Origin of the sequence: Sulfitobacter sp. SH22 (assembly GCF_965641905.1) — a bacterium.
Classification (GTDB): Bacteria; Pseudomonadota; Alphaproteobacteria; order Rhodobacterales; family Rhodobacteraceae; genus Sulfitobacter.
In genome coordinates this window covers 2,796,131-2,817,604 of sequence record NZ_OZ282573.1, presented here as the reverse complement: position 1 = coordinate 2,817,604, position 21,474 = coordinate 2,796,131, and the positions used below count along the sequence as shown (strand labels likewise).

The window sequence follows — 21,474 nt, the reverse complement described above, 5'->3', positions numbered from 1 at the left end:
GATGGACAAGACGCTGTTATCGATTGGCCACGGGTACAGTGCGCAGGCGTTGGCAAAACGGTTGCTGCCCCAAGGGTGGCGCATCGTCGGGACAACGCGCAGCGCCGATAAAATGGATGAAATCGCTGCCACGGGGGTAGAGCCTTTTGTCTGGCCCGGCGCTGATCTGGGTGCGCTGTTGGCGTCGTTTCCGAATATCTTGGTGTCTGCCGGGCCGGGCCCGGACGGTGATCCGGTTTTGAACGCAACCTATGATGACATCGCCCGCGCCGCGCCCGATTTGCGCTGGCTTGGTTATCTGTCAACCACTGGCGTTTATGGCGATCATGGCGGCGGCTGGGTTGATGAAAACACCCCGCTGACCCCGTCAACCAAACGGGGCCAGGCGCGTGTCGAAGCTGAGGCCCGCTGGCAGGGCATTCCCGATCTGCCGCTGCATATCTTCCGGCTGGCGGGCATCTACGGCCCCGGTCGCGGTCCCTTTGCCAAGGTGCGTGCGGGCACTGCGCGGCGTATTATCAAGGACGGTCAGGTGTTTTCGCGCATCCATGTCGATGACATCGCATTGGCGTTGGATCTGTCCCTGCACAGCCCGGTCCCCGGCGCGATCTATAATCTATGCGACGATGACCCGGCCCCGCCCCAAGATGTTATCGCCCATGCCGCCGAATTGTTGGGCGTGCCCGTCCCGCCCGCCATCGCGATTGATGATGCGGATATGACCCCGATGGCGCGCAGCTTTTATGCAGAAAGCAAAAAGGTCCGGAATGACCTGATCAAGAACACCTTGGGCTGGTCACCAACATACCCGACCTATCGTGCGGGGCTAAAGGCGATGCTTGCCTTGGAAAGCTGATCTTGAGGGGCGCTGATCAGCCCAGATATTCACGCAGTTCAGGCGGCGGATTATCCATCAGCTCTTTGGCGGGTTCGGGGGCGTGGGCGATGCCGTTGGCGACAAAGATAACCTCGTCCGCGATACGGGCCACATCCTTGGGGTCGTGGGTGACCATGATCAGGGCGGCACCCGTTTCTGTGACAAGCTGTTGCACCAGATCCAGCATTTCGTTGCGCAGGGCGGGCCCAAGGGCGGCAAAGGGTTCATCCAGCAAGACGAATGGCCGCGCCTGAACCAAAACCCGCGCAAGGGCGGCACGGCTTTGTTGCCCGCCCGACAGCGACCCTGGTTTGCGATCGGCCATATCCGCCAGACTGACACGGGACAGCGCGCTTTCGACCTTGGCCATGTCATCGGCTGTCAGCCGCATGTCGCTGCGCAGGCCAAGCCCGACGTTTTGCATGACGCTGAGATGCGGAAACAGGTTGTTGTCTTGGAACAGCATCGTCATGGGCCGCGCACCGGGGGCGGCATCGGTGATATCGCGCCCGTCCCAGATCAAACGGCCGTGGGCCAGCGGCACAAACCCGCAGAGCGCGCCAAGCAGGGTTGATTTGCCAGCCCCCGACGGGCCGATCACGGCATATTTCTTGTGCGGTTCAATCGACAGATCGGCCCGCAGCGAAAAGTCGTCTTGGGTGATTACCGCTTGTTCAAGCTTCAGCATTCATGCGCCCCGCCTTGTCGAATATCCAGAATATGCCCAATGACAGCGCCAAAAGGATCAGCGCGGCACCGGCTGCGGCCTCCATTTGATAGCTGCCCATCAGGCGATACATCTGCAAGGGCAGCGTTGTGCGGTCTTGGTCCGCAAACAGCGCGATCACCCCCAGATCCCCCATGGACAACGCCCCCGTCAGCCCCATCGCAAAGCCGATCTGCGGGCGCAATCGCGGCAAGGCCACCCAACGCCAGAACGGCCAGCCGGTCAGGGACAGTGCCTGGGACAAGCGCCCGTAAACCTGCACCGTGTCGCGCAGGGGCGGTACCAGAATACGCAGGGCAAAGGGCAGCGCCATCAGGGCATTCACCAATGCCGTCACAGGCAAGGCCAGCGCGATAGGATCAGCGAAAGGATTGATCAGGATAAACCACCCCGTGCCGATCATCAGGGGGGAGGCGGCAACACCGAACAGGCCAACCGCCTCGACGCTGCCGCGTTTTGCGGTGGCGATCCAGCCTGCCATTGGTAGGGCAAGCACCAGCAAAACGGCGATACTGACCATGGCAACCCCAACAGAGGTACCTGCCGCCTGCCAGACGCTTGCCGGTGTCAGCAGAATACCCGCAAGCCCGCGTGTGACGATTGCCCCCAAGGGTAACAGCAGGAACAATGCACCGATGCCGATCGCCAAGATGTCGATGATGCGCTGCACGCCGCCCCGCGCATCCCAACGCTGGCGCGGGCGGTCCTGGCCGCCGCCCATGCTGACGCTTGGGATGATCCACAGCGCCAGCAAGGCGGCACTGCCCGCCAGCGCAAGCTGCACCAAAGACAGGATCGCGGCGCGGCTTAGGTCGAAATCGAAACGGAATGCCTGATAGATTGCCAGTTCAATGGTTGTGGCGCGCGGCCCGCCGCCAAGGGTTAATGCCACGGCAAAGCTGGTCAAACAGATCACAAAGATCAACGCCGCCGTGCCCGGCACGATCTGGCGCAGCATCGGCCATTCGATGCTTTGGAAGACGGCACGAGGTGTCAGGTCAAGCTGGGCGGCCAAACGAAACCGTTCGGCGGGAATTGTCTGCCACGCCTGCAACATCAGCCGTGTGGCAAGCGGCAGGTTAAAGAACACATGCGCCAGCACCACCCCGTGCAGCCCGTAAATTGAAAGCGTTGGCAGGTTCAGGTCAGACAGCGCCATGTTCAACCACCCTGCGCGGCCGAAAACCGTCAGCAGACCCAGAACGGCCACGATCACGGGCAGAATGAACGGTGCGCCAAGTAAGGTCACCAACAGACCGCGCCCCGGAAACCGTCTGCGGGCCAGGGCGCGGGCAATTGGTATGGCAAGCAAACTGGACAGGGCAGCCGATATCGCGGCCTGAAAAACGGTAAAGCGGATCGCAGACCAGTCAGCCGGACCAAGGCCGCTGCCAAATTCGGCGCGCGTCAGCACAGCGCAAATTGCAGCAAGGATCAGCCCGACCACCAAAGCGGCCGCGCCGATCCCTGTTTTTGTGCTTATTGCGAAAGCGCGGAGAGCCATTCAGCCAGCGCCTCTTCACGAAGGGCGGGAACGTCCTCGTTCGGGATCAGCAGCGCCTTTCCCGGGGTGATCAGGGTCTCGAACCCTTTTGGCAGACCCTCTGCCGGCATCACCGCAGGGTACATCCAGTTGGTGGTCGGCAACGCCGTTTGTGCCGCGTCTGCCACCATGAACTGCATGAACGCATCGGCCAGATCGGGTTGGTCGCTGCCCGCCAGTTTACCAACCACTTCGATCTGCATGTAGTGGCCTTCGTCAAAGGCTGCGGCGGTTTTGGTCGCGTCCTCCTCGGCGATCAGGTGATAGGCGGGCGATGTGGTATAGCTCAGCACCATGTCCGCCTCGCCCTCAAGGAATAGACCGTATGCTTCGGACCAGCCTTTGGTCACGGTCACAACATTGTCGGCCAGCCCTTCCCAGATTGCGGGGGCTTCATCGCCGTAAGCGGCCTTGACCCACATCAGCAAACCCAGACCGGGGGTGGAGGACCGCGGATCCTGGATCACGATTTTCAGGTCGCTGTCTGCCAGGGCTTTGAAATTCGCGGGCGGTGTCAGGTCTGTGCCATGTACAAAGGCGAAATAGCCCCAGTCGTAGGCCACAAAGCTGTCGTCGTTCCAAGCGATCGGCAGGTCGTAGTCGGCGGTGACAGCGGTCTGCGCAAACAAGCCGGTTTCCTTGGCCGCGGCGATCAGGCTGGTATCAAGGCCCAGCACCACATCGGCGTCCGACCGCGCGCCCTCAAGCTTGAGCCGTGCGAGCAATGCGGCACCGTCGCCCATGCCGACGAACCTCAGATCACAAGCGCAGGTTTGCTCAAACGCCTTTTCGATCACCGGGCCGGGGCCCCAATCGGAAACGAAACTGTCATAGGTATAGACCACCAGTTCAGGCGTGTCGGCATAGGCCGAGGTTGCAAGGAACGTGGTGGCAGCAAGTGTAAGATACTTCATGGCATCCTCCAAAATGCGGCGTCAGAAAGCGTTGGAGTGATGTCCAGACCTTCCCTCCGCCGGTGTTAACCGGTTCAGGTTCAACGGGTCCGTGCAATGCACATCTCAGCCAATGGCCCCCCGAGGTGCCCCATCGGTAGAACGGTTGCCAACCGCTTGCAAGGCGAAATCCCTTGAGGCACGTGGGCAGCCCCGCTATGGATCACGGCCAAAGGAGCACCCGATATGTCGATCAACAGCTTTGGCCATCTTTTCCGCGTGACCACCTGGGGCGAAAGCCACGGGCCAGCCTTGGGTGCGACAGTCGACGGCTGCCCCCCCGGCGTGCCGATCGACGAAGCCATGATCCAGCAGTGGCTGGACAAGCGCAAACCCGGCCAGAACAAATACACTACCCAACGGCGCGAAGCCGACGAGGTGCGCATTCTGTCGGGCGTGTTCGAAGGGGTAAGCACGGGAACACCGATCCAGTTGATGATCGAAAACACCGACCAGCGGTCGAAGGATTACGGCGACATCAAAGACAAGTTCCGCCCCGGTCACGCCGATATCACCTATTACCAGAAATACGGCATCCGCGATTATCGCGGTGGCGGGCGGTCTTCGGCGCGGGAAACGGCAAGCCGCGTGGCGGCTGGCGGCTTGGCCCGCGAGGCGATCAAGGCGATTGCCCCGAATGTGCAGATCACCGGATATATGGTGCAGATGGGTCCGCATAAAATCGACCGCGATGCGTTCGACTGGGGCCAGATCGAACAGAACCCGTTCTGGGTGCCTGACGCAAAAGCCGCTAACGTTTGGGCGGAATATCTGGACGGTCTGCGCAAGTCCGGATCATCCGTCGGCGCGATCATCGAAGTGACTGCACGTGGCGTGCCCGCTGGCCTTGGCGCGCCGGTCTATGGCAAGCTGGACACCGATCTGGCTGCCGCGATGATGAGCATCAATGCCGTCAAAGGCGTCGAAATCGGCGAAGGCATGTCAGCGGCAATGCTGACCGGAGAATTGAACGCGGACGAGATCAGCATGGGCCCAGATGGCCCCGTCTATTCGTCAAACCATTCGGGCGGTATCTTGGGCGGGATCAGCACAGGGCAGGATATTGTCGTGCGTTTTGCGGTCAAACCGACATCAAGCATCCTGACCACCCGCAAGACGATCACAAAGTCGGGCGAAGATACCGAGATCATCACCAAAGGGCGTCACGACCCTTGCGTCGGCATCCGCGCGGTGCCCGTTGGCGAGGCGATGATGGCCTGCGTTCTGCTGGACCACATGCTGCTGCATCGCGGGCAGGTTGGCGAAAATCAGGGTCACATCGGCTGAGGTAAGCGGAAAATTTCAAATTTTCCGGGTCGGAATTTTTGGAAAATTCCGTCGCAGGTGACGCAGGGTCTTGCGCTTTGATCTACTGGGGCGCAAGCATCCGGAATGGCAGCTGCAATGATCGAACACCGCCCTGGACGGGCCATCGCCCTCAAGCTGGGGGCGATCTTTCTATTCACGGCGATGTCTGCAGTTATCAAAATCGCGACCGAGACGGTTCCGGCAGCGCAGGCTGTTTTCTTCCGGTCGTTTTTTGCCTTTCCGATCATTATTTTGTGGCTTTGGCAGCGCGGCGATTTGCGCCACGGGTTAGAGCCGTCGAACCTCATGGGCCATGTCTGGCGGGGTGTATTTGGTACAACGGCGATGGGGTTGACCTTTGGCGGCCTTAGCCTGCTGCCTTTGCCCGAAGTCACGGCAATCGGCTATGCCACGCCTTTGTTTACCGTGATTTTTGCCGCGATTTTTCTAAAAGAACGGGTGCGGTTGTTTCGTTTGTCTGCGGTCGGCGTCGGCCTGATCGGGGTTTTGATCGTCCTGTATCCCCGCTTCACATTCGGCGGTGACACCGTTTCGCAGATGGCAACGATGGGCGCGCTTATGGTCTTGGGGGCGTCGATCATGCGGGGGTTGGTGCAAATCCATGTGCGCCGTCTGGTTCAGACCGACAGCACAGCTGCCATCGTGTTCTTCTTTTCCCTGACAGCGACGGTGCTTTCCTTTCTGACCTGGCCTTTGGGTCTGCTGTTGAATTGGGCCCCGTTGACATGGGTGAACCCTGGCCTTGAGATCAGCATATTGTTGATTTGCGCAGGGTTGGTGGGCGGTGTCGCCCAGATCATGATGACATCATCATTCAGGTTCGGCCCGGTGTCGATGTTGGCACCGTTTGACTACGCATCCATGATTTTCGCGACCATTATCGGCTGGGTGATCTTTAGCGAAGTCCCGACGCCTGCCATTCTGATCGGTGCCGGCTTGGTGATCACCGGCGGTGCGCTGATCATCTGGCGTGAACGCCAATTGGGGCTGGACCGGTCCAAAGCCAAGGCCAGCAGCACACCAATGGGCACGCCCAGCTAGACCGTCAGACGCAGCGTCATTTGCCGGGGAAGTGCCCGTGATGATGGAAATTGTGGTATCTTAGCCCCCTAGACGTGCGGAATCATCCATCAAGAATGGTCCGCATCTATTTTCTGGGAGGAAAAAGATAATGACTTTTAGACCAATTATTATTGCCAGTCTTGTATTGAGTTTTGCTGCCACCAGCGTTTTTGCCCAAGATTGCGCGCCTTCGAAATGGGGTGCCGAGGATCAGATCGGATCAGCCAATCTGGTCAGCGCCGAGCGGACTTTGGCGGCGGCGACGTTGATCAAGCAGGGCAAGTCCATGCCGCTTGGCATCGTCATCGGCCCTGACACGCCGGCCTTTCCGCCACGCTCCTTAAGCTTGCAAATCGTGCAGCCGAACCAGCAGGGCGGTCAAAAACTGTCGGGGTTCGGTTACGAGGGGAACTATAACGACGATATCATCCAGACCTGGATCGGCATCGGGTCGCAATTGGACGGGTTGGGCCATCTGGGCGAAAACGGCCAATACTACAACTGTCTGGACGAGAAAGAGATTTCCGCAATCGGCGGCCTGACCAAGCTGGGCACACATGCAGTGCCGCCCTTGGTTGCCCGTGCCGTTATCATCGATATGGCCAAGCATTTCGGCAAAGACACGTTGGCCGCCGGTGAACATTTCGGCGAGGCCGAGATCAAGGCCGCGATGGAGGCGCAAGACGTCACCGTGAACGAAGGCGATATCGTTCTGTTCCACACCGGCTGGACCGATGGCATGTTGGAAAGCGACCCGGCAGCATGGGGGTCAACCGAGCCGGGCCTGAACAATGAGGGTGCGGTTTACATGGCGTCGATGAACCCGATGGCCGTTGGCGCGGACACATGGGGGTTGGAGGCGATCCCGGCCAAAGAAGGCGATAAGGTTTTTTATGGCCACGTGACGCTGCTGAAAGACAACGGCATCTATATTCTAGAGACCATGAACACCGGGCCATTGGTGCGTGATGGCGTCAAGGAATTCATGTTCGTTCTGGGTCAGCCGCTGATCAAAGGCACGGTACAGGCGATGATCAACCCCGTCGCGCTGTACTAAAATCTAGCTGAAACGAAAAACGGCGCGGGGGGTACCCGTGCCGTTTTTTGCGTTTCTTGGGGTAAAGTTGGTTGATCAGGACCGCACCAGCTTTTCGTAGTCTTCCGAAATCTCACGGGTCAGCGCGCCGACCTCGAAGGTGTAATCGGCGATCTGCCCAACGGGCGTGACTTCGGCGGCGGTACCGGTCAGCCAGCACTGCTCGAAGCCTTCCAGTTCTTCGGGCATGATGCGGCGCTCGTGGACGGTCAGGCCCTTTTCCTTGAGCATCCCGATCACGGTCTGACGTGTCAGGCCATTCAGGAAGCAATCGGCCAAAGGCGTGTGGACTTCGCCGTCTTTGACGAAAAAGATATTCGCGCCGGTCGCTTCGGCGACATAGCCGCGGTAGTCCATGAACAAGGCGTCAGAGCAGCCTTTGGCCTCGGCCGCGTGCTTGGATGTGGTGCAGATCATGTACAGACCTGCAGCCTTGGCATGGACGGGGATCGTCTCGGGCGAGGGGCGCTTCCATTTGGAGATGTCGAGCTTTGCGCCCTTCATCTTGGCGTCGCCATAATAGTTGCCCCATTCCCAACCGGCAATCGCCAGACGCACAGGGTTGCGTGCCGCAGAAACGCCCATGTCGGGGCCGGCACCGCGCCATGCAACAGCGCGCACATAGGCGTCCGTCCAGCCGTTGGCCTGAAGCATTTCATATTTGGCCGCTTCGATTTCATCCACAGTGTAAGGGATTTCGAAATCCAGATACTGGGCCGATTTGCGCAGGCGTTCGGAGTGCTCGCGGCCTTTGAAGATTTTGCCGTTATAGCACCGTTCGCCTTCGAACACAGACGAGGCATAGTGCATGGCGTGGGTCAGAATATGGACATTGGCATCACGCCAATCGACCATTTTACCGTCCATCCAGATTTTGCCGTCGCGATCATCATATGCGCCATCCATGGTGTATCCTTCCTTGATGCGTCATCAGAATTTATGAATGTTGCGTGAATTACGCCCGCATCGGACATTTTCTTACGCAAAACCTGGGATTCGTTAGCCTTTGACACTTGGAAAGTCAACAACGCTGACGTAAACTTGGGCCCGAACCTGCAGGAGAGACCAATGGCAGACGGACGCGGCACATCTTCTCATTCCGGCGAAAACCTGTTGTTTTTGACAGATGAACAGTTGCGCCAAGCCATCGAGGCCATGTTCTTTGCCTATCGGGGTTTTACCGCTGACCCGGACCGGATTTTGGTGGATATGGCCTATGGTCGCGCGCATCACCGCGCCATCCACTTTATCAATCGGGCACCGGGCACAACCGTGAATAACTTGCTGGGGTTGCTGGGTGTTACAAAGCAGTCCCTAAATCGTGTGTTGCGCACTTTGATCGCTGATGGTCTTGTCCAAAGCCAGGTGGGGAAATCAGACAAGCGGGAGCGTCACTTGCATTTGACCGAAGCAGGCCGCGCGCTTGAGCAAACATTGTCGGATGCGCAGCGCGTGCGGATGCGCAGTGCCTTTCGCGAAGCGGGCCCGGAAGCCGTTGCCGGTTTTCGGACCGTTTTGGAGACGATGATGGACCCCGAAATGCGCCACAGCTATATGCGCCTTAAGGAAAATGGCGGTTGAGCGAAATGGATGCGCATCTGTTGATCGTTGATGACGACGAACGCATACGGACATTGTTACAGAAGTTTTTGATGCGGCACGGGTTTTTGGTGACCTCTGCCCGTGATGCCGCGCATGCACGGCGCATTCTGGCAGGGTTGGATTTCGATTTGATCGTGCTGGATGTGATGATGCCGGGCGAAGACGGGCTGAGCCTGACACGCAGCCTGCGCGAAAAGATGACAACCCCGATTTTGTTGCTGACGGCAAAAGGCGAGACGGATAACCGGATCGAGGGGCTTGAGGCGGGTGCCGATGATTATCTGGCAAAGCCGTTCGAGCCAAAAGAATTGCTGCTGCGCATCAATGCGATTTTGCGACGTATGCCGGATACGAGTGTTTCAGACACTGCGCCAAAGGTTCTGTCGATGGGACCGATCCGCTATGATATCGAGCGGGGCGAGCTGTGGCAGGGGGATGATTTGGTCCGGTTGACGGCGACTGAAATCCAGCTGATGCGGATTTTCGCCGCGCAGCCCGGCGTGGCGCTAAGCCGGTCAAAGCTGGTCGAGGAACTGGGCCGTGATCGCGGGCAGGCGCAGGAACGCGCCGTGGATGTCCAGATTACGCGCTTGCGTCGCAAGATCGAAGATAATCCCAAGCAGCCGCGATACCTGCAGACCGTTCGGGGCGCAGGTTATATGCTGGCACCTGACTAGATAAACGGCAGTTGATTGGGGGTTTCACACCCCCAAACCCCCGTGGGATATTTTTGAGCCAGAGAAGTTGCGGGCAATGTCTGGAAGGCGCGGGCTTGTCGGGCTATGGTTGTGGCAGAATTGGTTGATGGGGTTTGGCAGAGATGACGGAAACTGCGGTAGAAGAAATGAGCTTTGAAGCGGCGATGGCCGAGCTTGAAAAGGTATTGGGCCAGCTGGAGCGCGGCGATGTGGCGCTGGATGAGAGCATTGCGTTGTACGAACGTGGTGCCGCGCTGAAGAAGCGGTGCGAAACCAAGCTGAAGGAAGCGGAAGAGAAAGTCGCGCAGATCACCTTGGACGGGGATGGAAATCCGGCAGGGGTGACGGCTGTTGACGGGGTTTGACATCCACTCAGAGCAAGACCTGGCGGCGCGGCCATTTGATGTGACGTTGCGCCATGCGGCGGATCTGGCTGCGGGGCAGATTTTGCACGGGCTTGCCGGTGTGGATGGCACCATCGCCGAGGCGATGCGCTATGCTGTTACCGGTGGCAAAGGGCTGCGCGCGTTTTTTGTGATCGAGAGCGCGCGGCTGCACGGTATTTTGGATGCGCAGGCCGCACCTTGCGCCGGTGCAATCGAGGCGCTGCATGCCTATTCGCTGGTGCATGACGATATGCCCTGTATGGATGATGACGCCTTGCGACGGGGCCAGCCCACGGTTCATCTGAAGTGGGACGAAGCGACGGCCGTTCTGGCCGGGGATGCCTTGCAGGCATTGGCGTTTGAACTGGTTGCAAGTGCCGGGTGCACGGATGGTGCGCGTGTCGCGTTGATCGCAGGGTTGGCGCGGGCGTCTGGGGTGCGCGGGATGGTCGGCGGGCAAGCGATGGATATCGCCGCCGAGACGGCCAGTCAGCCGTTGAGCCTTGGGCAGATCACCGATTTGCAAGCGGGCAAGACCGGCGCGCTGATTGAGTGGGCTGCAACCGCCGGGCCGGTTATGGCGGGCGATGATGCCGGCCCGCTGGCGCGATATGCCCGTGATCTTGGGCTTGCTTTTCAGATTGCTGACGACATCTTGGATGTTGAGGGTGACGCGGCGACCGTGGGCAAAGCTGTCGGCAAGGATGCGGGTGCGGGCAAGGCGACATTCGTATCATTGCTGGGGCTAGGCCCGGCCAAAACGCGGGCGCGCGAGCTGGTGCAATCGGCTTGTGATGCCTTGGCACCTTACGGCGACGACGCAGAAACCTTGCGAGAAGCGGCACGCTTCGTTATTGCGCGCAAAAGCTGATCCGGCGGAGGGCCAGATGACCGATAGACCCAAGACACCATTGCTGGACCGTGTGGCGCGCCCTGCAGACCTCAAGCAGTTTTCTGATGCCGAGTTGGTCAAGCTCGCGGATGAAGTCCGTGCGGAGACAATTTCGGCGGTTTCGGAAACCGGTGGCCATTTGGGTGCCGGGCTGGGTGTTGTCGAGCTGACGGTTGCCTTGCATGCGGTGTTTGACACGCCGCGAGACAAGCTGGTTTGGGATGTGGGGCACCAGTGTTACCCGCATAAGATTTTGACCGAGCGGCGCGATCGCATCCGTACCTTGCGGATGAAGGACGGGTTGAGCGGTTTCACCAAGCGCAGCGAATCCCCCTATGACCCGTTTGGCGCGGCGCATAGCTCGACCTCGATTTCTGCCGCTTTGGGTTTTGCCGTGGCGCGTGATCTGGGCGGTGTTGTCCCCGAAGGCCTTGGCGATGCGATTGCGGTGATTGGCGACGGGTCCATGTCTGCCGGCATGGCCTATGAGGCGATGAACAACGCGGGCCACTTGAAAAAGCGGATGTTCGTGATCTTGAACGACAACGAGATGTCGATTGCCCCGCCTGTGGGTGCGATGTCTGCCTATCTTAGCCGTCTATATGCCGAAGAGCCGTTTCAGGACTTCAAAGCGGCCGCCAAGGGCGCGGTCAGTCTTTTGCCCGGCCCGTTCCGCGAGGGGGCAAAGCGCGCCAAGGATATGCTGAAAGGCATGACCGTTGGCGGGACATTGTTCGAGCAGTTGGGCTTTTCCTATTTGGGGCCCATCGACGGGCATGATCTGAACCAGTTGTTGCCGGTATTGCGCACGGTCAAGGCACGGGCGACAGGGCCGACGCTGATCCATGTGATTACCAAAAAGGGCAAGGGCTACGGCCCGGCCGAGGCCGCCCGCGACAAAGGGCATGCCACGGCCAGGTTCAATGTTCTGACCGGCGAGCAGAAGAAAGCACCGTCGAATGCGCCGAGCTATACGCGGGTCTTTGCGGATAGTTTGATCGCCGAGGCCGCGAAGGACGACAAGATTTGCGCGGTCACGGCAGCCATGCCCGATGGCACCGGGCTGAACCTGTTTGCAGAACGCTACCCCAGCCGGTGCTTTGATGTGGGTATTGCCGAACAGCATGGCGTGACGTTTTCAGCCGCCCTAGCTGCGGGCGGGATGAAGCCGTTTTGCACAATGTATTCGACGTTCTTGCAGCGCGGGTATGATCAGGTTGTTCATGACGTTGCGATCCAGCGGTTGCCGGTGCGTTTCGCGATTGACCGTGCCGGGTTGGTCGGGGCCGATGGCGCGACCCATGCCGGTGCATTTGATGTGGCGTTTCTGGCGAACTTGCCGGGGATGGTCGTGATGGCCGCCGCTGACGAGGCAGAGCTGGTCCATATGGTTGCCACGGCTGCCGCCCATGATGACGGGCCGATTGCGTTCCGGTTTCCGCGCGGCGAGGGCAATGGCGTTGACATGCCAGAACGCGGTGTGCCGCTTGAGATCGGCAAGGGCCGGATCATCGCGCAGGGCAAGCGCGTGGCGCTGCTGTCCTTCGGGACCCGTCTGGCAGAAGTCGAAAAGGCCGCCGAAGCGTTGCGCGCCAAGGGCATCACACCGACGATCGCAGATGCACGATTTGCCAAGCCATTGGACCGCGACATGATTCTGACGCTGGCGGCAGAACACGAGGCGCTGATCACCATTGAAGAAGGTGCTGTCGGCGGCTTCGGCAGTCACGTGGCGCAGCTTTTGTCGGATGAGGGCGTGTTTGACGAAGGGCTGAAATATCGGTCGATGGTCTTGCCGGACATCTTTATCGATCAGGCGAGCCCTGCCGATATGTATGCGATTGCTGGCATGAACGCCGAACAGATCGAAGCCAAGGTGCTGGACGTTCTGGGTATTGCCAGCATTGCGGCGCAGCGGGCCTGACGCACAGGCCCGCGCAGTTTTAGGCGTCCAGCAACTGACGGGCGGCAACAACGCCTAGCGCTGCAGAAGCGGCCTCGCGGCCCTTTTCCACGAAATGCGCGCGATAGATGGCGTTGTGGTGGTCGGTTTCCTGATAGTGATGCGGTGTCAGGGATACGGACAGAACCGGCACGCCGGTGTCCAGCCCCACACGCATCAGGCCATCGACAACGGCTGAAGCGACAAAATCGTGACGATAGATGCCGCCATCCACGACAAATGCCGCGCAGATGATGGCATCGTATTTCCCTGATTTTGCAAGCGTTTGCGCCATCAAGGGCATCTCGAACGCGCCGGGCACATCGACCACGTCGATCTGGGCAGCCGGGATGGTTTCGGAAAACCCGTCATAGGCACGATCAACGATATCGGCATGCCAACGGGCTTTGATAAAGGCGTAGCGGGTGTGTGTCATAGTGATCTCCTTTATTTCGTCAGCGACACAAGTCACCCAAGGCGATCACGGTTGCGAACGGCCCCGGTTTGGGTCCGCACAAACGCATTCTCTTTCATCCGGACTATGACCGTCGGCTCTGGCATCTCACCAGATCTGCTGACCAACCGCACCTTTCGGGGCAGTCGCGCTCGCGGGCTGGTGGCGCAAGGCCACATACCGCCGGTGGGGAATTGCACCCCGCCCTGAGAATATGCACAAGTTGCCAAGGTGGGGGCGGGTCTGCAATACCAAAAGTGATTTAGATGGAAAGGCTCGCTACGATGCACCCCAACCCGATTTACCATGATGCCGACACCGCCAAAAACATCGCCTTTGCCCGCGAGCGGGGGTTCGGCGTGCTTGTCGCCAATGCGGAGGCGGGTCCGCTGATGTCACATGTGCCGTTTCTGCTGAACGATGCGGGTGATATCGCTGACCTGCATCTGGTGCGGTCAAATCCGATCGCGCGGGCGCTGGCCGAACCGGTCAAGGTAAAGTTGGCCGTTGTCGGGGGCGATACATATATCTCGCCCGACTGGTACGGGGTCGATGATCAAGTGCCGACCTGGAATTACGTCGCGGTGCATTTGACCGGGGTTCTGGAATTGCGGCCCGCAGATGAACTGCTGGACCTGCTGGACCGTCAGTCGGCAGCTTACGAGGGCAGGCTGCTGCCCAAGAAGCCCTGGACGACCGGCAAGATGCAAGACGAGACGATGGCCAAGCTGATGCGGATGATTGTGCCGTGCCGCATGACGATCACCGGCGTGGATGGCACCTGGAAACTGTCCCAGAACAAAACCGATGAGGTGCGTCTTGCGGCAGCGGAGGGAGTTGCAGCGCATGGATTTGGGTCCGAAACGGTTCTCATCGCCGAAATGATGCGTGACGCGATCGGAGGCTGACAAACAAGAGATTGCGCCAGATGGCTTTGCCCGTGATAGTCGGCGCAACTCTTGGAGGAGACAACGATGAAGCTCTATTATTCCCCGACCTCGCCCTATGTTCGCAAAGTGATGGTTTTGCTGCACGAAACCGGTCAGATCGACGATGTGACCCTCGAAACGATGGCGACCACACCTTTGGCACCGGATGCGGCATTGTTGTCGAAAAACCCGCTGACCAAAGTGCCGGCGCTTGAACGCAACGAGGGGCCGACGCTGTATGACAGCCGTGTGATCTGCGCCTATCTGGATGATCGGGCAGGTAACAAACTGTACCCGACAGGCGCGCGCCGCTGGGATACCCTGACGCTTGAGGCGACCGCGGATGGCATTCTGGATGCCGCGTTGTCGATGGTTTACGAACTGCGGATGCGCCCCGTAGACAAACAGATGCCGGAATGGATCGAAGGCCAGTGGGGCAAGATCGAACGCGCGGTTGCGGCCTTGAACACCCGCTGGGTCAGTCAGTTGTCCGGCCCGCTGGATATGGGTCAGATTGCGGTGGCTTGTGCGCTTGGCTATCTGGATTTCCGACACGATGCGCGAAACTGGCGCACAGGGAATGATGCGCTGGCGAACTGGGCGAAAACTTTTGATTCGCGCCCTTCAATGCAGGCAACTGTCCCGCCGGCTGCATAAATTAACAAAATTTCTGGGTTTAAATACCATTGAACCCCTACCTGCGACTGTTTGCACGTCAAAGGCATCTGGACGTGCGCAGTCCATAAGGCTAGTAAACAATAGAACTGCGGGTGGCGTGTTTTCGCCACCCCTTGGATTAATGGCCTTTTTGGCCCTCGATTTGGAGTTAACCCGTGTCCCAAGCAGAAGATCACGCAGGCACCCGGAGGGATTTCCTCTACTACGCCACGGCAGGTACAGGTGCGGTCGCCGTTGGCGCGGCTGTTTGGCCTTTGGTCAATCAAATGAACCCATCCGCTGATGTGAAGGCCTTGTCTTCCATTCGCGTTGATGTTTCCGAGGTTGAGCCGGGCACACAGTTGACGGTCAAGTGGTTGGGCAAGCCTGTCTTTATCCGCCGCCGCACCGAAGACGAAATCGCCAAAGGTCGTGCGGTCGAAATGTCCGACCTGCCAGATCAGGGCGCAGAAAACGCGAACATCGCAGCGGATGCACCCGCAACCGATGAAAACCGCGCAATGGTTGGCAAGGAAGACTGGCTGGTCATGATGGGCGTATGTACGCACCTTGGCTGTGTGCCTTTGGGCGACGCCGGTGAGTTTGGCGGCTGGTTCTGCCCGTGCCACGGATCGCACTATGACACCGCGGGTCGTATCCGCAAAGGGCCAGCACCACGCAACCTGCCGGTGCCAATTGCAGAATTCGTGGACGAAACCACGATTAAACTGGGTTAAGGGAGAACTAGAATGGCTGGAATTCCTCACGACCATTACGAGCCAAAATCAAACGGCGAAAAGTGGCTAGACCGCCGCCTGCCGATTGTTGGGCTGCTGTATAACACATTGATGATCCCGACACCCAAGAACCTGAACTGGATGTGGATCTGGGGCATCGTTCTGACATTCTGTCTGGCGCTGCAAATCATTACCGGTATCGTTCTGGCGATGCACTACACACCGCATGTCGATCGGGCGTTTGCCTCGGTTGAACACATCATGCGTGACGTGAACGGCGGCTATATGCTGCGCTACATGCACGCAAACGGCGCTTCGCTGTTCTTTATTGCTGTATATGCCCACATTTTCCGCGGCCTGTACTACGGTTCATACAAGGCACCACGCGAAGTGACGTGGATCATCGGCATGCTGATCTATCTGTTGATGATGGGTACTGCGTTCATGGGCTACGTGCTTCCATGGGGTCAGATGTCCTTCTGGGGTGCGACTGTTATCACCGGCCTGTTCGGCGCTGTGCCCTTCGTCGGCGAAGCGATCCAAACCCTGCTTTTGGGTGGTCCAGCGGTTGATAACGCAACGCTGAACCGTTTCTTCAGCCTTCACTATCTGTTCCCGTTTGTCATCGCGGGTCTGGTCATCGTTCATATCTGGGCGTTCCACACCACAGGCAACAACAACCCAACCGGTGTTGAAGTCCGTCGTGGTTCGAAAGAAGAAGCAGAGAAAGACACACTGCCCTTCTGGCCCTACTTCGTGATGAAAGACCTGTTCGCGCTGGCCGTGATCCTGGTTATCTTCTTTGCCATCGTCGGCTTTATGCCAAACTACCTTGGTCACCCCGACAACTACATCGAAGCGAACCCGCTTTCGACACCTGCGCATATCGTTCCTGAATGGTACTTCCTGCCGTTCTACGCAATCTTGCGCGCCTTTACTGCCGAAGTCTGGGTTGTTCAGATCGCGTCCTTCGTGACCGGCGGTATCATCGACGCCAAGTTCTTTGGTGTGTTGGCAATGTTCGGTGCGATTATCGTGATGGCATTGGTACCTTGGCTGGACACATCAAGCGTTCGCTCGGGCCGGTATCGTCCGATGTTCAAGTGGTGGTTTGCCCTGCTGGTCGTCGACTTCTTTGCGCTGATGTGGCTGGGTGCCATGCCTGCCGAAGAACCCTACGCAAGCTTTTCGTTGATCGCTTCTGCCTATTGGTTCGGCTACTTCCTGATCATCATGCCGCTGCTTGGCGTGATCGAGAAACCATTGGCGCAGCCCGACACCATCGAAGCCGATTTTTCGTCGCACTATGACGCGAAAACTGGCGGCACCAAGACGCTGGTCAACCCAGCAGAGTAAGGACCATGACAATGATCAAGAAAATTCTCATATCGGCTGTTGTCGCCCTGGGCCTTACTGGGTCTGCCGCTTATGCGGCGGGTGGTGCAGCGCATGTCGAAGACTTCGACTTCTCTTTCGAAGGCCCGTTTGGGGCCTACGACACCAACCAGCTTCAGCGTGGTCTTCATGTCTACACCGAAGTCTGTGCGGCGTGCCACGGTCTGAAATTCGTGCCGTTGCGCACCTTGGGTGATGATGGCGGCCCACAGTTGCCAGAAGACCAGGTACGGGCCTATTCGGAACGCTACGAAGTATTCGACGGCGAGCTTGACGATTTCCGTCCGGCAACTCCGGTTGACCACTTCCCCGCTTCAGCACTTGAGAACGCGCCCGACCTTAGCCTGATGGCCAAGAAGCGCGCTGGTTTCCACGGCCCTTACGGTTTGGGGATCAACCAGTTCGTCAAAGGCATCGGCGGACCGGAATACATCGCGTCCCTGATGGTTGGTTACGAAGAAGCGCCAGAATGCGCGCCCGAGGATTTCCCGGGGTCCTATAACAAAGCGTTCCCAAATGGCGGTATCCCTGATTCGTGCAAAGACGAGCATGGCCATTCCATGGTCGAGGGCAGCTGGATTTCGATGTCGCAGCCGCTTTATGGCGATGATGTCGAGTATTCGGACGGTCACGAAGCCGATCTGCACCACGAGGCAATGGATGTTGCGGCCTTCCTGATGTGGACAGCCGAGCCAAAGATGATGGCACGCAAACAGGCAGGTTTCGCAGGCGTGATCTTTCTGACGCTTCTGTCGGTCCTGTTGTACCTCACAAACAAGCGTCTCTGGGCTCCGATTAAACACAAGGAAGACTGATTTCTCAGTCTTTGCTTACCAACAAATAAAGCCTTCTGGATTGTAATGATCCAGAAGGCTTTTTTGTTTGTACGAAGTGGGAGACTCCATGAAGAATACAAACAATTTGGTGGTTAAAGAGAGAGAAGAGCAAGCATCCAGATTAATTGAATGCCAATGGCTAAGGTGGGTAACTACCTCGACCGACTCTGTCCCTCTATGCCTCTAAAACGGACAGACATCATCCTGACTAGAAGAATGACTGTTGTCGTCGGCCCGATGTCTTCAATGTATTTAGAAGTAGTTAAGTGGCGCTCAAGGGTCTGTGATCTTGGTCACATATGAGTCAGATTAGTTCAGAATACGCCATTTTTCTGAGATTTTCTTGCTCGAGAATGCGCAAAGACCCGCGCCCCAGATCGATCACACCATTGCGTTTCCACACTGCCAGCGTTTTCGATACGGATTCACGCGTGGCCCCTACAAATTCCGCCAGTTCTGCCTGTGAGAGCTTGATCGTGTGCGTTTGCGTCCCGCCATTTGACGAAAGATACAGTATCTTTTGCGCCAGCCGCGCGGGCAGTGGCAAAAACACCTGATCCCGCAATTGTTGCCCCATCCACCGCATACGCCGCCCGGCAAGCTGGATCATATCAACGCCCAGTTCGGGCCGCTTGTTCAGCGCCGCCAGGACATCCCTGTTCTTGATCCCCCAGACGGTCGCGTTTTCGGTGGCCGTAACCGTGGCCGTCCTTGGGCCGGGATCAAACAAGGCGATTTCGCCGAAAATGGCACCTTCGTGCATGACATCCAGGATCAACCTGCGCCCGTCCGATGACAACACGCTGAATTCTAACGATCCGCTGCCGATGGCAAAGAGCGTTTCACCCGGGTCGTCCTGCGCAAAGAGGATTTCCCCTTTGGTCAATGCTTGCTCGGAGGCCAATTCGATCATCAGTTCCTTCAGCGCCTCTGAGGCGTTGGACAGAAAGCCGTTCTCGATCAATGTCGCCAGGTCTTTTGAGGTGGCATGGGGCAATCGTGGTGTTCCAATTCCTGCAAAAGGTCCGAGTTTCGGTAACCATCTAGAAACTCAAGCAGAAAGGCAATCGCGGGGTGAAAGCCGCCAACCAATGTAAACGGTTAGCGGACCAGCAAATGCGACCCGGAATGGCCCAGAATTTCTGCCTCGACGATGCTGCCTTCGGTCTGGGGCGCGGCAAAACGGGTTTCGGTAAACTGTTCCGTGCGCCCCATTGTCGGGCTTTCCAGCAATATCCGATGAACCCGGCCCTTTTGCGCGTTCAGATGCTTGGCGACCTGACGGTCTCCGGCATCCCGCAACTGTGCTGCGCGCACCTTGATCACGGCACCATTGACGGCGGGCATACGTGCCGCAGGCGTCCCTTGTCGGGCCGAATAGGGAAAGACATGCAGCCACGTCAGGTCGCATTCATCCACCAGCTTTAGGGAATTTTCGAACATCGCATCGGTTTCGGTCGGGAAACCCGCGATAATATCCGCCCCAAAGGTCATGTCGGGCCGCAGTTTGCGCGCGTCTTCGGCAAAGCGGATCGCGTCGTCGCGCAGATGCCGCCGCTTCATCCGCTTAAGGATCATGTCATCCCCGTGTTGGAGGCTGAGATGCAGATGCGGCATCAAACGCGGCTCGGTGGCGATGGCCTGCATCAGGTTTTCGTCCACCTCGATCGAATCAATGGAGCTGATCCGCAAACGTGGCAAATCAGGGACCAATCGCAAAATGCGCATGACCAGATCCCCCAGTTTTGGTTCTGACGGCAGATCAGCGCCCCAACTGGTCAGGTCAACGCCGGTCAGCACGACCTCGTTAAAGCCCTTGTCGACCAGCCGCTTGATCTGGTCCACCACCACACCGGCTGGCACAGACCGTGAATTACCGCGCCCAAAGGGGATGATGCAGAACGTACAGCGATGGTCGCAGCCGTTCTGGACCTGAACATAGGCCCGGCTGCGCGTGCCAAACCCGTCAATCAGGTGACCGGCCGTTTCCGTGACCGACATAATGTCATCGACCTGCACGGCCTCGGATTCGCCAATGAAATCGGCGGCCAGCCCTTGCCACGTCGCCCCGACCATTTTTTCGGTATTGCCGATGACGGCGTCGACCTCGGCCATCTTGGCAAATGTGTCGGGTTCGGTCTGCGCGGCGCATCCGGTCACGATCAACCGTGCATTCGGATTGGCCTTGCGCAGTTTGCGGATGTCCTGGCGCGCCTTGCGCACCGCTTCGGCGGTGACGGCGCAGGTGTTCACGATCACGGCGTTTTGCAGCCCTGCCTGTTGGGCAAGATCTTTCATCGCCTCGGTCTCATAGGCATTCAGGCGGCAGCCGTGGTTTGAAAAGATCGGCGCGGTCATTTTACGCTATCCAGAAATTCAGGGGTCAGCACGCCGCTGAAAACATGCGCGGTCGGTCCGGTCATCCAGACGCCATCCTCGCGCCAGTCGATGTGCAACGTACCCCCGTCAAGGTCGATGCGCACCTTGCGCCCTGTCAGGCCCCTACGGGCCGCTGCAACGGCCGTGGCGCAACTGGACGACCCGGAGGCAAGGGTGACGCCCACACCACGTTCCCAGACGCGCATACGGATGTGATCGGTGCCAATGACCTGTGCAACCTGAACATTGGTACGTTCGGGGTATAGCGGGTGATGTTCAATGCCGGGGCCGAACTGTTCCAGATCGACAGCGGCCACGTCTTCGACAAAAAACGTGCAATGCGGATTACCCATTCCGGTGGCTGTAGGTGCGCCGTCGATGGGCAATTCCAATGTATCCATTGCGTGGGCCAGGGGGATGTCCTGCCACTCAAGCTGCGGCTGGCCCATATTGACCGATGTCAGCCCGTTGCCCATGTCCAGCGCCGCCAGATCACCGCGATCGGTGGTCAGGTGCAGCGATGACTTGCCGGTTTCGTCCATCAGGAACCGCGCAATGCAGCGGGTCGCATTTCCACAAGCTGCCGACAGGGACCCGTCAGAGTTATAGAACGTCAGATGCGCATCGCCTGTCCCGTTGCTGATCACGGCCAGTTGGTCAAACCCCACGCCAAAATGGCGATGCCCGACCGCCTGGGCCAAAGCGGGGGTCACCTGAAACAAATCCCCTCGCGCGGCCGGCACGACAGATTCGCGTGCGGCCGGCACGACAGATTCGCGTGCGGCCGGCACGACAGATTCGCGTGCGGCCGGCACGACAGATTCGCGTGCGTCCAGCACGACAAAGTCGTTTCCCAGCCCATGCATTTTCATAAAGGGCAAACCGTTGGTCATATCGCTGTACATTTGGCGCATATAACGCGGCGAATGAAACTTATCCAGCATGTGCGGAATATTTCGTACGTTAAGGGCTTGACCCCA

At 58.5% G+C, this 21,474-nt stretch carries 22 protein-coding genes and 2 riboswitches; of the genes, 14 read left to right on the top strand and 8 right to left on the bottom strand.

Annotated elements, in window-relative coordinates; genetic code table 11:
- Position 1: 1 nt before the first annotated feature.
- Positions 2-856, top strand: coding sequence for an SDR family oxidoreductase (locus ACSQ13_RS15880; RefSeq protein ID WP_295510639.1), 855 nt, complete (start codon positions 2-4; stop codon positions 854-856).
- Positions 857-872: 16 nt separating this feature from the next.
- Here the strand turns inward: ACSQ13_RS15880 and ACSQ13_RS15875 are convergent, their stop codons facing one another.
- Genes ACSQ13_RS15875 through thiB form a run of 3 tightly spaced genes read right to left on the bottom strand, consistent with a single transcriptional unit; the run spans position 873 to position 4,061 of the window.
- A complete protein-coding gene (locus ACSQ13_RS15875; RefSeq protein WP_295510637.1) occupies positions 873-1,565 on the bottom strand; it encodes a thiamine ABC transporter ATP-binding protein in 693 nt (230 codons plus the stop codon).
- A complete protein-coding gene (locus ACSQ13_RS15870) occupies positions 1,552-3,108 on the bottom strand; it encodes a thiamine/thiamine pyrophosphate ABC transporter permease ThiP (RefSeq protein WP_295510634.1) in 1,557 nt (518 codons plus the stop codon). The genes ACSQ13_RS15875 and ACSQ13_RS15870 overlap by 14 nt, the downstream gene beginning before the upstream one ends.
- Positions 3,084-4,061, bottom strand: coding sequence for a thiamine ABC transporter substrate binding subunit (gene thiB, locus ACSQ13_RS15865; protein WP_295510631.1), 978 nt, complete (start codon positions 4,059-4,061; stop codon positions 3,084-3,086). The genes ACSQ13_RS15870 and thiB overlap by 25 nt, the downstream gene beginning before the upstream one ends.
- Before the next feature lie 34 nt (positions 4,062-4,095).
- A riboswitch (TPP riboswitch) is annotated at positions 4,096-4,194 on the bottom strand.
- A 92-nt stretch (positions 4,195-4,286) separates the two neighbouring features.
- On the opposite strand from thiB, the gene aroC reads away from it, so the two are divergent.
- The 3 genes from aroC to ACSQ13_RS15850 all read left to right on the top strand — a co-directional run bounded on the left by aroC (position 4,287) and on the right by ACSQ13_RS15850 (position 7,548).
- Positions 4,287-5,387, top strand: coding sequence for a chorismate synthase (aroC, locus tag ACSQ13_RS15860; protein ID WP_176249785.1), 1,101 nt, complete (start codon positions 4,287-4,289; stop codon positions 5,385-5,387).
- Between the two features lie 105 nt (positions 5,388-5,492).
- Positions 5,493-6,470 carry a DMT family transporter gene (locus tag ACSQ13_RS15855; protein ID WP_295510628.1) on the top strand — a complete coding sequence of 326 codons (978 nt, stop codon included), beginning with the start codon at positions 5,493-5,495 and terminating at the stop codon, positions 6,468-6,470.
- A gap of 130 nt (positions 6,471-6,600) precedes the next feature.
- Entirely contained in the window at positions 6,601-7,548 is a 948-nt protein-coding gene (locus tag ACSQ13_RS15850; protein ID WP_295510625.1) for a cyclase family protein, read from the top strand.
- Between the two features lie 75 nt (positions 7,549-7,623).
- Here ACSQ13_RS15850 and ACSQ13_RS15845 read toward each other — a convergent pair whose 3' ends face one another.
- Positions 7,624-8,493 carry a branched-chain amino acid aminotransferase gene (locus tag ACSQ13_RS15845; RefSeq protein WP_176249788.1) on the bottom strand — a complete coding sequence of 290 codons (870 nt, stop codon included), beginning with the start codon at positions 8,491-8,493 and terminating at the stop codon, positions 7,624-7,626.
- Between the two features lie 162 nt (positions 8,494-8,655).
- Between ACSQ13_RS15845 and ACSQ13_RS15840 the strand changes: the two genes are divergently transcribed.
- From ACSQ13_RS15840 to dxs, 5 genes are all read left to right on the top strand, one after another.
- Entirely contained in the window at positions 8,656-9,168 is a 513-nt protein-coding gene (locus tag ACSQ13_RS15840; protein WP_176249789.1) for a MarR family winged helix-turn-helix transcriptional regulator, read from the top strand.
- Positions 9,165-9,866: a response regulator gene (locus tag ACSQ13_RS15835; RefSeq protein ID WP_295510620.1), complete on the top strand. Its 702-nt coding sequence runs from the start codon at positions 9,165-9,167 to the stop codon at positions 9,864-9,866. The genes ACSQ13_RS15840 and ACSQ13_RS15835 overlap by 4 nt, the downstream gene beginning before the upstream one ends.
- Before the next feature lie 143 nt (positions 9,867-10,009).
- Positions 10,010-10,252: an exodeoxyribonuclease VII small subunit gene (locus tag ACSQ13_RS15830; RefSeq protein ID WP_176249791.1), complete on the top strand. Its 243-nt coding sequence runs from the start codon at positions 10,010-10,012 to the stop codon at positions 10,250-10,252.
- Positions 10,239-11,144 (top strand): polyprenyl synthetase family protein, encoded by a 906-nt coding sequence (locus ACSQ13_RS15825; protein ID WP_176249792.1) that lies wholly within the window; start codon positions 10,239-10,241, stop codon positions 11,142-11,144. Before ACSQ13_RS15830 ends, ACSQ13_RS15825 begins: the two co-directional genes overlap by 14 nt.
- Before the next feature lie 16 nt (positions 11,145-11,160).
- Positions 11,161-13,089 (top strand): 1-deoxy-D-xylulose-5-phosphate synthase, encoded by a 1,929-nt coding sequence (gene dxs / locus ACSQ13_RS15820; protein ID WP_176249793.1) that lies wholly within the window; start codon positions 11,161-11,163, stop codon positions 13,087-13,089.
- 19 nt (positions 13,090-13,108) lie between these two features.
- Here dxs and ACSQ13_RS15815 read toward each other — a convergent pair whose 3' ends face one another.
- Positions 13,109-13,543: a 6,7-dimethyl-8-ribityllumazine synthase gene (locus ACSQ13_RS15815; protein ID WP_176249794.1), complete on the bottom strand. Its 435-nt coding sequence runs from the start codon at positions 13,541-13,543 to the stop codon at positions 13,109-13,111.
- A gap of 82 nt (positions 13,544-13,625) precedes the next feature.
- Positions 13,626-13,779, bottom strand: a riboswitch (FMN riboswitch).
- Positions 13,780-13,845: 66 nt separating this feature from the next.
- On the opposite strand from ACSQ13_RS15815, the gene ACSQ13_RS15810 reads away from it, so the two are divergent.
- The 5 genes from ACSQ13_RS15810 (at position 13,846) to ACSQ13_RS15790 (ending at position 18,094) form a co-directional block, all read left to right on the top strand.
- Positions 13,846-14,469, top strand: a complete 624-nt coding sequence (locus ACSQ13_RS15810; protein ID WP_176249807.1) for an FMN-binding negative transcriptional regulator — start codon at positions 13,846-13,848, stop codon at positions 14,467-14,469.
- Between the two features lie 66 nt (positions 14,470-14,535).
- Positions 14,536-15,147, top strand: a complete 612-nt coding sequence (locus ACSQ13_RS15805) for a glutathione S-transferase (protein ID WP_295510616.1) — start codon at positions 14,536-14,538, stop codon at positions 15,145-15,147.
- Between the two features lie 176 nt (positions 15,148-15,323).
- Entirely contained in the window at positions 15,324-15,884 is a 561-nt protein-coding gene (gene petA / locus ACSQ13_RS15800; RefSeq protein ID WP_176249796.1) for a ubiquinol-cytochrome c reductase iron-sulfur subunit, read from the top strand.
- Positions 15,885-15,896: 12 nt separating this feature from the next.
- On the top strand, positions 15,897-17,240 hold the full coding sequence (gene petB, locus ACSQ13_RS15795; protein ID WP_176249797.1) for a cytochrome b: 1,344 nt from the start codon (positions 15,897-15,899) through the stop codon (positions 17,238-17,240).
- A 5-nt stretch (positions 17,241-17,245) separates the two neighbouring features.
- A complete protein-coding gene (locus ACSQ13_RS15790; protein WP_295510615.1) occupies positions 17,246-18,094 on the top strand; it encodes a cytochrome c1 in 849 nt (282 codons plus the stop codon).
- Between the two features lie 325 nt (positions 18,095-18,419).
- Here the strand turns inward: ACSQ13_RS15790 and ACSQ13_RS15785 are convergent, their stop codons facing one another.
- The 3 genes from ACSQ13_RS15785 to dapF all read right to left on the bottom strand — a co-directional run bounded on the left by ACSQ13_RS15785 (position 18,420) and on the right by dapF (position 21,387).
- A complete protein-coding gene (locus ACSQ13_RS15785) occupies positions 18,420-19,028 on the bottom strand; it encodes a Crp/Fnr family transcriptional regulator (RefSeq protein ID WP_295510676.1) in 609 nt (202 codons plus the stop codon).
- Positions 19,029-19,216: 188 nt separating this feature from the next.
- Positions 19,217-20,473 carry a tRNA (N(6)-L-threonylcarbamoyladenosine(37)-C(2))-methylthiotransferase MtaB gene (mtaB, locus tag ACSQ13_RS15780; RefSeq protein ID WP_176249799.1) on the bottom strand — a complete coding sequence of 419 codons (1,257 nt, stop codon included), beginning with the start codon at positions 20,471-20,473 and terminating at the stop codon, positions 19,217-19,219.
- On the bottom strand, positions 20,470-21,387 hold the full coding sequence (gene dapF / locus ACSQ13_RS15775; protein WP_435988124.1) for a diaminopimelate epimerase: 918 nt from the start codon (positions 21,385-21,387) through the stop codon (positions 20,470-20,472). Before dapF ends, mtaB begins: the two co-directional genes overlap by 4 nt.
- Positions 21,388-21,474 lie beyond the last annotated feature (87 nt).